Source organism: Limnospira sp. PMC 289.06 (genome assembly GCF_032350395.1).
Lineage (GTDB): Bacteria > Cyanobacteriota > Cyanobacteriia > Cyanobacteriales > Microcoleaceae > Limnospira > Limnospira platensis.
In genome coordinates this window covers 1-832 of the sequence record NZ_JARPLC010000388.1, presented here as the reverse complement: position 1 = coordinate 832, position 832 = coordinate 1, and the positions used below count along the sequence as shown (strand labels likewise).

The following is an 832-nucleotide window of genomic DNA, read 5'->3' as shown; positions in this document are numbered from 1 at the left end:
TAACGATAGCGACCCTGATGGTGTTTTAATCCCAGATACCGTCACCGTAGTTGACTCTCCCAACTACGGTCATATCACCGTTAACCCTAATGGAACAATCACCTATAGCCATGACGGTTCATCTACCAGTACGGATAGCTTTACTTATACCGTAGAAGATAATGATGGCGCTATCTCTAACCCAGCCACCGTCTCCCTCACCGTTTCCGAGTTAGACTTAGCCTTCGAGTCCGACGACTTCAACACCAACAGCCTAGACCCCCGCTGGAATTTTATCAGTCCCAGCAATAATAGTTCCTACCTACTCACCGGAACTGGTACACCAGATGCTTATGTAGAACTATCAGTTCCCGGTGCTACTGATATGTGGAATCGCAACCGTAGCGCCTCCAGACTCATGCAGCCCGCTCAAAACCAAGATTTTGAGTTAGAAATCAAATTTGCTGCCGACCCCGCCTTAGATAAGCAAATACAGGGGATTTTGGTAGAACAAGATGATAGTAACTGGGTCAGGTTTGATGTCTTTAAGACTAATTCAGGTTTAGCCTTATTTGCAGCTTCAACCCGTAACGGTGGTTCCCGGTCTATGATTCGTATGGGGGTACAACCCGGACAAGCCCGACACCTGAAAGTTAACCGAGAAGGGGATGTATGGACTCTCAACTATTCCCCTGATGGTGTGAGTTGGACGACAGCCGGGAGTTTTACGGAAGCCTTACAAGTGCAACAGGTGGGGTTATTTGCGGGAAATGCGGGAGGTTCATCATCTCCGCCGTTTACCTCCCAGGTGGATTACTTTTTCAATACAGCCGCCCCCATTATTCCAGAAGAT

1 protein-coding gene is annotated in these 832 nt (G+C 48.0%); it reads left to right on the top strand.

What is annotated here, in order from left to right:
* Window positions 1-832, top strand: an 832-nt coding sequence (locus P5674_RS25370; RefSeq protein ID WP_315670439.1) for an Ig-like domain-containing protein, incomplete at both ends; no start/stop codon positions are given.